The sequence below is a fragment of the Streptomyces sp. NPDC055078 genome, from assembly GCF_053607985.1.
In genome coordinates this window covers 1-8,977 of the sequence record NZ_JBSGUP010000329.1, presented here as the reverse complement: position 1 = coordinate 8,977, position 8,977 = coordinate 1, and the positions used below count along the sequence as shown (strand labels likewise).

The 8,977-nt window shown below is 68.9% G+C and carries 9 protein-coding genes; all 9 read right to left on the bottom strand.

The genetic code is table 11. The features are described from left to right. Nucleotides 1-182: 182 nt before the first annotated feature. On the bottom strand, nucleotides 183-521 hold the full coding sequence (locus ACWF94_RS24665) for a metal-sulfur cluster assembly factor (protein WP_453492410.1): 339 nt from the start codon (nucleotides 519-521) through the stop codon (nucleotides 183-185). Then, a complete protein-coding gene (sufU, locus tag ACWF94_RS24660) occupies nucleotides 518-982 on the bottom strand; it encodes a Fe-S cluster assembly sulfur transfer protein SufU (protein WP_453492407.1) in 465 nt (154 codons plus the stop codon). Before sufU ends, ACWF94_RS24665 begins: the two co-directional genes overlap by 4 nt. A gap of 12 nt (nucleotides 983-994) precedes the next feature. Next, the gene (locus tag ACWF94_RS24655) at nucleotides 995-2,263 is read right to left on the bottom strand and encodes a cysteine desulfurase (protein WP_453492404.1); all 1,269 of its coding nucleotides are present in this window, start codon (nucleotides 2,261-2,263) and stop codon (nucleotides 995-997) included. After that, nucleotides 2,260-3,024 carry a Fe-S cluster assembly ATPase SufC gene (gene sufC, locus ACWF94_RS24650; RefSeq protein ID WP_453492401.1) on the bottom strand — a complete coding sequence of 255 codons (765 nt, stop codon included), beginning with the start codon at nucleotides 3,022-3,024 and terminating at the stop codon, nucleotides 2,260-2,262. The genes ACWF94_RS24655 and sufC overlap by 4 nt, the downstream gene beginning before the upstream one ends. A 7-nt stretch (nucleotides 3,025-3,031) precedes the next feature. Continuing rightward, a complete protein-coding gene (locus tag ACWF94_RS24645) occupies nucleotides 3,032-3,349 on the bottom strand; it encodes a non-heme iron oxygenase ferredoxin subunit (protein WP_453492398.1) in 318 nt (105 codons plus the stop codon). Then, a complete protein-coding gene (gene sufD, locus ACWF94_RS24640; protein WP_453492395.1) occupies nucleotides 3,346-4,530 on the bottom strand; it encodes a Fe-S cluster assembly protein SufD in 1,185 nt (394 codons plus the stop codon). Before sufD ends, ACWF94_RS24645 begins: the two co-directional genes overlap by 4 nt. Nucleotides 4,531-4,626: 96 nt before the next feature. Next, complete coding sequence (gene sufB / locus ACWF94_RS24635; protein ID WP_453492392.1) at nucleotides 4,627-6,048, bottom strand: Fe-S cluster assembly protein SufB; 1,422 nt, start codon at nucleotides 6,046-6,048, stop codon at nucleotides 4,627-4,629. Beyond that, nucleotides 6,045-6,824, bottom strand: coding sequence for a helix-turn-helix transcriptional regulator (locus ACWF94_RS24630; RefSeq protein WP_453492389.1), 780 nt, complete (start codon nucleotides 6,822-6,824; stop codon nucleotides 6,045-6,047). The genes sufB and ACWF94_RS24630 overlap by 4 nt, the downstream gene beginning before the upstream one ends. A 144-nt stretch (nucleotides 6,825-6,968) precedes the next feature. Further along, a partial coding sequence (locus ACWF94_RS24625) for a carboxypeptidase regulatory-like domain-containing protein (RefSeq protein WP_453492386.1) occupies nucleotides 6,969-8,977 on the bottom strand: 2,009 nt, incomplete at its 5' end.

Sequence of the window (8,977 nt, the reverse complement as noted above, 5' to 3'; positions counted from 1 at the left end):
GGACCCGCGGCCGCCGGGGCCCGCTGGGGCTTGTGGCCTTGGCTTTCCAGCCCGTCCGGCGATTGCGGACACGCCCGGAGGGCGTGCCGCTCAACGACGGGACAGGTCCCGTCCAGGAAGCGCGGCCCGCCCGAGGGAGCGCCGGGCCCCGGGCCGGAGGTCCGGCCCGGGGGCTCAGGGGCTCAGACGTTGAAGCCCAACGCGCGCAGCTGCTCGCGGCCGTCGTCCGTGATCTTGTCCGGGCCCCACGGCGGCATCCAGACCCAGTTGATCTTCAGCTCATTGACGATTCCGTCCGTCGCCGACTTCGCCTGGTCCTCGATCACATCGGTCAGCGGACACGCCGCCGATGTCAGGGTCATGTCCAGCGTCGCCACATTGGAGTCGTCGACGTGGATGCCGTAGATCAGTCCGAGGTTGACCACGTCGATCCCCAGCTCGGGGTCGACCACGTCGTACAGCGCCTCGCGGACCTCTTCCTCGGAGGCCGGCTTCAGTGCAGTCCCTGCGTTCTCCGTCATGCCGTCTTCCTCTCGGGGCCGTCTCCCAGCGCCTGGGCGGTCGCGTCCTTCCACGCCATCCAGCTCAGCAGCGCGCACTTCACCCGGGCCGGATACTTGGAGACACCGGCGAACGCGATCGCGTCCTCCAGCACCTCCTCCATCGCGTCGTCGGGTTCGATCTGTCCCCGGGACTGCATCAGCTCCAGGAAGGTCGCCTGGATCTTCTGCGCCTCGGCCAGTTCCTTGCCGACCAGCAGCTCATTGAGCACGGACGCGCTGGCCTGGCTGATGGAACAGCCCTGGCCCTCGTACGACACGTCCTCGACGCGCGACCCGTCGTACTTCACCCGCAGCGTGATCTCGTCGCCGCACGTCGGATTGACGTGGTGCACCTCGGCGTCGCCCTCGCGCAGCCCCCGCCCGTGCGGGTGCTTGTAGTGGTCGAGGATGACGTCCTGGTACATCGAATCAAGCTTCACCGGTGCTCCGCTCTACCCGAAGAAATGACGGACGTGCTCCAGCCCGTCGATCAACGCGTCGACCTCGCCGGGCGTGGAGTACAGATAGAACGACGCCCGGGTGGTCGCAGGAATTCCGTACCGGAGGCAGACCGGCCGCGCGCAGTGGTGCCCGACGCGGACGGCGATGCCCTGCTCGTCCAGGACCTGCCCCACGTCGTGGGGGTGGATGTCGCCCAGGGTGAAGGAGATCGCGGCGCCCCGGTCCTCGGCGGTGACCGGGCCGATGATCCGCAGATCGGGGACTTCGGCGAGGCGCCGCACGGCGTACTCGGTGATCGCGTGCTCATGCGCGGCGATCCTGTCCATCCCGATGGCGTTCAGATAGTCCACGGCCGCGCCGAGGCCGACGGCCTGGGCGATCGGGGGCGTACCGGCCTCGAACTTGTGCGGCGCGGGCGCGTAGGTCGAGGAGTGCATCGAGACGGTCTCGATCATCTCGCCGCCGCCGAGGAAGGGCGGCAGGTCCTCCAGCAGCTCCTGCCGGCCCCACAGCACCCCGATACCGGTCGGACCGCACATCTTGTGGCCGGTGAAGGCCACGAAGTCCGCCTGGAGGGCCTGGACGTCGAGCGGGCTGTGCGGGGCGGCCTGGGAGGCGTCGATCAGGACCAGCGCGCCGACCTGCTGGGCGCGGCGCACGATGGCCTCGACCGGGTTGACCGTGCCCAGGATGTTGGAGACCAGCACAAAGGAGACGATCTTCGTCTTCTCGGTGATGATCTCCTCGATGTTCGACAGATCGAGCCGGCCGTCGTCGGTCAGGCCGAACCACTTCAGCTTCGCGCCCGTGCGCTGCGCGAGCAGCTGCCACGGCACGATGTTGGAGTGGTGCTCCATCTCGGTGATGACGATCTCGGTGTCGCGGTCCACCCGGTAGGGCTCATCGGCCCAGCCGAGCATGTTGGCGACGAGGTTCAGCGACTCCGAGGCGTTCTTGGTGAAGATCACCTCATCGCGGCTGGGCGCGTTGATGAAGGCGGCCACCTTGTCGCGGGCGCCCTCGTACAGCGCGGTGGCCTCGTCCGCGAGGACGTGGATACCGCGGTGGACGTTGGCGTGGTGGCGCTCGTAGTAGTCGTTGACCGCGTCGAGCATCTGGCGCGGCTTCTGCGAGCTGGCCGCGCTGTCGAGGTAGACGAGCTTCTTGTCGCCGTGGATCACCCGGTCGAGGATCGGGAAGTCCTTGCGGATCGCCTCGGTGTCGAGGAGGCCGGAGAGCCCCTGGCGGGCATCGCTCACTGGGATACGCCACCCTTCACATATGCCTCGTACCCCTCCGCCTCCAGCTTGTCCGCCAGCTCGGGGCCGCCGGACTCGGCGATCCGTCCGTTGGCGAAGACATGGACGTGGTCGGGCTTGATGTAGCGGAGAATGCGGGTGTAGTGCGTGATCAGCAGGGTGCCGACCTCACCGCTCTCCCGGACGCGGTTGACGCCCTCGGAGACGACGCGCAGCGCGTCGACGTCGAGGCCGGAGTCGGTCTCGTCGAGGATCGCGATCTTCGGCTTCAGCAGTTCGAGCTGAAGGATCTCGTGGCGCTTCTTCTCGCCGCCGGAGAAGCCCTCGTTCACATTGCGCTCGGCGAAGGCCGGGTCCATGTTGAGCTGCTCCATGGCTCCCTTGACCTCCTTCACCCAGGTGCGCAGCTTGGGGGCCTCGCCGCGGATCGCGGTGGCGGAGGTGCGCAGGAAGTTGGAGACCGAGACACCCGGGACCTCGACGGGGTACTGCATGGCGAGGAAGAGACCGGCGCGCGCGCGTTCGTCGACGCTCATCTCCAGGACGTCCTCACCGTCCAGGCTCACCTGACCGCTGGTGATCGTGTACTTGGGGTGGCCGGCCAGCGAGTAGGCCAGGGTGGACTTGCCTGAGCCGTTCGGGCCCATGATGGCGTGGGTCTCGCCCTGCTTCACGGTCAGGTCGACGCCCTTGAGGATCTCCCGGGAGCCGTTTTCGGCCTCGACGGAGACGTGCAGGTCGCGGATTTCAAGCGTTGCCATGGGTGACTCAGGACTCCTGGGTGACGGAGACGAGCACATCGTCCCCTTGGATCTTTACGGGGTATACGGGGACGGGGCGCGTCGCGGGCAGTCCGGACGGCTTGCCGGTACGGAGGTCGAAGCTGGAGCCGTGCAGCCAGCACTCGATCTGGCAGTCCTCCACCTCGCCCTCCGAGAGCGAGACATTGGCGTGGGAGCAGATGTCGTGGATCGCGAAGACTTCGCCCTCGGTGCGCACGACCGAGACGGGGGTGCCGTCGAGCTCCACCCGCTTGGGGGTGTCGTCCTCCAGCTCGCTCAGCCCGCAGGCACGGACGAAACTCATGCGACCGACGCCTCCAGCTCTTCCTCGATCTTGGCGAGCAGCCGCTCCTCGACGTCCGGCAGACCGATCTGCTGGACCAGCTCGGCGAAGAAGCCGCGGACGACGAGACGGCGGGCGTCCTGCTCCGGGATGCCGCGGGCCATCAGATAGAAGAGCTGCTCGTCGTCGAAGCGGCCGGTCGCCGAGGCGTGGCCGGCGCCGACGATCTCCCCGGTCTCGATCTCCAGATTCGGTACGGAGTCGACCCGGGCGCCGTCGGTGAGGACGAGGTTGCGGTTCATCTCGTAGGTGTCGGTGCCCTCGGCGTTCACCCGGATCAGGACGTCGCCGATCCACACCGCGTGGGCGTTCTCGCCCTGGAGCGCGCCCTTGTAGACCGCGTTCGACTTGTTGTGCGGGTTGTTGTGGTCGACCAGGAGGCGGTGCTCCTGGTGCTGGCCCCGGTCGGTGAAGTAGAGCCCGAACAGCTCGGCCTCGCCGCCGGTGGACGCGTAGGAGACCCGGGGGTGCAGCCGTACGAGATCGCCGCCGAAGGTGACGATCACGGACTTGAAGGAGGCGTCCCGGCCGACCAGCGCGTTGTGCTGGGCGACATGGACGGCCTTGTCGTCCCAGTCCTGGACGGAGACGACGGTGAGCTTCGCGCCGTCGCCGAGGACGAAGTCGACATTGGCGGCGAGGACGGCGTCACCGGTGTGGTCGATGACCACGACGGCTTCGGCGAACGCGCCCAGTTCGACGAGCTGGTGGCCGAAGGCGGTGCCGCCCTCGCCGTGCACGGTGATCCGGACCGGCTCGGTGAGCACGGCCTCCCTGGGCACGGTGACGACCGAGGCGTGCTCGAAGGAGGAGTACGCCTGGGCGGCGACCCGGTCCACGGGGGTGCCGGCCCGGCCGAGCCGGGTGTCGGTGCGGCCGACGGTCTCGACGGTGACGCCGTCGGGCGCCTCCACGACGACCTTGACACCGTTGCCGGTGGCGACGGCGCTGCCGTCGTGCAGTCCGCCGAGCCGGTCCAGCGGAGTGAAGCGCCACTCCTCCTCGCGGCCGTGCGGAACCGGGAAGTCCGCCACGTCGAACGACGGGGACGCACTCATACGGGTGGCGACGGTCGACTCGGCGGCCACCGCGATCGAGCCGGCGGTGGTGGACCCCGCCGGGATGTTCTGAGCCTCAGCCATGGCTGTCGTCGTGCTCTCTCTCTGCCTCTGGGTCAGGAAAAACTCTCGCTGCCGGGGCGGGCGGCAGTGTCGCCCGCCCCGCTGGGCCGGTGGGGATCAGCCGACCGAACCCTCCATCTGGAGCTCGATGAGCCGGTTGAGCTCCAGCGCGTACTCCATCGGCAGTTCCTTGGCGATCGGCTCGACAAAGCCGCGCACGATCATCGCCATCGCCTCGAACTCGGTCATGCCCCGGCTCATCAGATAGAAGAGCTGGTCCTCGGAGACCTTGGAGACGGTCGCCTCGTGGCCCATGGAGACGTCGTCCTCGCGGACGTCGACGTACGGGTAGGTGTCCGAGCGGGAGATCGTGTCGACGAGCAGCGCGTCGCACAGGACGTTGGACTTGGCGCCCGGGGCGCCCTCACCGATCTCGATCAGACCCCGGTAGGAGGTCCGGCCGCCGCCTCGCGCCACCGACTTGGAGACGATGTTCGATGAGGTGTTCGGGGCCATGTGGACCATCTTGGCGCCGGCGTCCTGGTGCTGGCCCTCGCCCGCGAAGGCGATGGACAGGGTCTCGCCCCTCGCGTGCTCGCCCATCAGATACACGGCCGGGTACTTCATGGTCACCTTGGAGCCGATGTTGCCGTCGACCCACTCCATGGTCGCGCCCTCGTAGGCGACGGCACGCTTGGTGACCAGGTTGTAGACGTTGTTCGACCAGTTCTGGATCGTCGTGTAGCGGCAGCGTCCGCCCTTCTTGACGATGATCTCCACGACGGCGCTGTGCAGCGAGTCCGAGGAGTAGATCGGGGCGGTGCAGCCCTCGACGTAGTGGACGTAGGCGTCCTCGTCGACGATGATCAGCGTCCGCTCGAACTGGCCCATGTTCTCGGTGTTGATCCGGAAGTACGCCTGGAGCGGGATGTCCACCTGGACGCCCTTGGGGACGTAGATGAACGATCCGCCGGACCACACCGCGGTGTTCAGCGACGCGAACTTGTTGTCGCCGACCGGGATGACCGTGCCGAAGTACTCCTGGAACAGCTCGGGGTGCTCCTTGAGCGCGGTGTCCGTGTCGAGGAAGATCACGCCCTGCTCCTCCAGATCCTCACGGATCTGGTGGTAGACGACCTCGGACTCGTACTGCGCGGCCACACCGGCGACCAGGCGCTGCTTCTCCGCCTCGGGGATGCCCAGCTTGTCGTAGGTGTTCTTGATGTCCTCGGGCAGGTCCTCCCACGAAGCGGCCTGCTTCTCCGTGGAGCGCACGAAGTACTTGATGTTGTCGAAGTCGATGCCCGACAGATCGGAGCCCCAGTTCGGCATGGGCTTCCGGTCGAACAGCCGCAGGCCCTTGAGGCGCAGCTTGAGCATCCACTCCGGCTCGTTCTTCTTCGCCGAGATGTCGCGGACGACGGCCTCGGACAGGCCGCGCTTGGCCGCGGCGCCTGCCGCGTCGGAGTCGGCCCAGCCGAATTCGTACGTGCCCAGACCCTCCAGTTCGGGGTGGGCAGTCTCCGTGGGGAGAGTCATGCGGGGTTCCTCCCGGCCGTGCTTCCAGATGATGCAGATGGTGTGGTGGTCTGTGTGGTCCCGCGCGGCGGGCCGCCGTGCGGGCTGCCGCTGCGCGGAATGAACGTCGTGCACACCCCGTCGCCGTGGGCGATGGTGGCCAGACGCTGTACGTGCGTCCCCAGCAGACGGGAGAAGATCTCGGTCTCCACCTCGCACAGCTGCGGATACTGCTCGGCGACGTGCGCGACCGGGCAGTGGTGCTGGCAGAGCTGCTCGCCCTGCTGGGGGCCGGGGGCGCTGCGCGCCGTAGCAGCGTACCCGTCGGCGCTCAGGGCCTTGGCCAGCGCTTCGGTGCGCCGCTCGGGGTCGGCGGCCTCGACGGCCTCGCGGTAGGGCTTCGCCTGGGCCTCGATCCGGTCCCGGGCGAAGGCGGCGACGGCCGCCTCTCCCCCGGCGTGCCGCTCGATCCAGCGCAGCGCGTCCACGGCCAGCGAGTCGTACGACTGGTCGAAGGCGTCCCGGCCGCAGGAGGTCAGGGCGAACACCTTGGCGGGCCTGCCACGGGTGCGGGCGCCGTAGATCCGCTTCTCCCGGGGCTCGATCATCTTCTCGGCGACGAGCGTGTCGAGGTGGCGGCGGACGGCTGCCTGGGTGAGCCCGAGGCGGGCCGCGAGGTCGGCGACGGTGGACGGGCCATGGTCCAGTACGGAGCGCGCGACCCGGTTGCGCGTCGAGTGATCCGTACGCATCCCGGCCGCGAGTTCCTCCTGCGGAACCTCGCCGACGTTTTTCACAACACCATTGTTGCGTAATTCCTCTGGCCGTGACAACCGCCGTCCGGACGCGCGTCCGGTGCGGTGCATCACTTAGGGCAACCTAAGAACAGGGCCTGTCCGGCGGCTGCGGGACAGGCCCTGACCAGGTATTTCACTCGGATATCAACCGGTGAGATCGCCGCGCTCGGTGACCCTGATCGAGTTCACCGAAGTTTTTCCGGCGTTCGCCACGAACCGCAGGTTGAGCCGGCCGTCCGTGACCTTGACGGTGAAGGCGCGGTCATGGGCGGTCCGTACCCCCGCCTCCAGAGCGAGATCGAGGTTGGGGATGTACAGGGTGCCTTCGGCCATGACGTCGAAGACGCGCTGGGTAGGGCGTTTGGTGTCGAGTTCGGCGAAGCCGAGTTCGACCTGGTACGTACCGGTCGGCAGGCCGTCGAAGCGGTATTCGTACATGCCCTGGCGGGCGGTGCGGTACAGCTTCGGGTCACTGCCCGGGGGCACGGCCGAGATGGGGCGGGTGGTGGACTTGGGGCTGGATTTCCCGAGGTGGCCGCGGCCACCTACGGCATACGGGGTGTCGGGCGTCCAGGTGTCGCCCAGTGGGTCCACCGAGGAGCCGGTGGCGCCGGTGTCGATGGCGGTCCGGTAGGCGGGGACGATGACGGTGACGGGGATGTCCCGGACGGGGGTCCGGCCGCTCTGGGAGGTCAGGCGCAGGGTGCCGCGCAGGACCGACCCGGGCAGTGCGCCGGCCGGGTCCACGGTCAGGGTGACCGTCCGGCGGCCGTCCCGGGCGAGGTCGCCTGCGGTGGAGTCGGGGGTGATCCAGCCCTTGCCGTCCTTCTCAGCGAGGGCGTACGGGGTGGGTTCGCCGGTGTTGTGGAGGGTGAGGGTGCGGGTGCGCCGCTCTCCGGGCGGGACGACGACGGTCAGCGAGCGCGCGTCCGGAGTGACCCGGCCGGTGCTCAGCACCGCGTCGGCGACGGTGATCGCACCGGGACGCGGCTCGGCCCGCACGGTCGCCGGGGCGTAGGCGGGCGCGGAGACCGCGATGTCGTACGGGGTGGAGGTGGCGGGGACCTGGAAGAGGTACCCGCCGTCTGGGCCGGTGGTGTCACCGCGCCCGCCGCCGGTGACGGTGGCGCCCGCCACGGGCTGCCCGTCGTTGGCGTCGGTGACCGTACCCGCCAGCACCGACGTCCTCGTCGTGCGGAAGTGGATGCTCATCCCCTCCCGGACGGTCGGCTCGTTGTACGAGTAGAGCAGCGCATCGGTGCCGGTCTCGTTCTCCGTGCCGATCGTCGCGTACGAGGCGTTGTCGAGCGTCTCGTCGATGTCCTTGTAGTGGAAGGACGCGGTGCCGTCCTCACCGACCACCGCCGCGAAGGAGAGCCGCTCGGGACTGGTGACCGGGATGATCACATTGCGCCACTCGACGACGATCCGGCGGTGCGGCGCGGTGCCGGTGGCGGACCAGTACACCCCCGACCGGTCGTCCAGGACGAGATCGTCCCAGAAGGGGTAGAGCGCTCCGTTCGGGGCGTACACCTCCGGCAGTCGGGCGTTGTAGCCGAACGGGTTCATCGGGCCGAAGCCCAGGACCCCCTTGATGGACACCGTGGCCTTGCGGTAGGTCTTGCCGTGGAACGGCACCGGGAACGGCAGGTCGATCGCGGCCATCCCTTCGCGCGTGTCGGGGTACGACAGCTTGGTGGTCCCGGTCGGGAACGCCGCTCCGGTGGTGACCGAGCACGTGGTGCCGAAGGCATCGCTCCGGTCCGCCAGCGCGATGTCCCGCACCGCGTCGGCGGTGACCTCGATCCGTACGGTGGCGGGCGCCGCACAGCGGTGGTCCGGGGTCACGGTGAGGTCGTACGTCCCCAGGGGCAGCCGCAGCCGGTAGCCGCCGTCCGCACCGGACGTGGTGGCGACCGGGGTGCCCCGGACGGCCACCGAGGCGCCGGCCTCGGCCCCGCCGCTGCCGGTGATCCTGCCGCTGACCTGGGCGTCGGGGGCGGTGGTGAGAGTGAAGTCCTGGACGGCGGTGCCGTTCTCCACGACGGTCACGGACCCGGTGGCGGTGAGATAGCCGAACCGGGTGACCGTGACCCGGTAGTCGCCGGCGCTGATCCTGGGCACGGAGTAGCTGCCGTCGGCCCCGGTGGTGG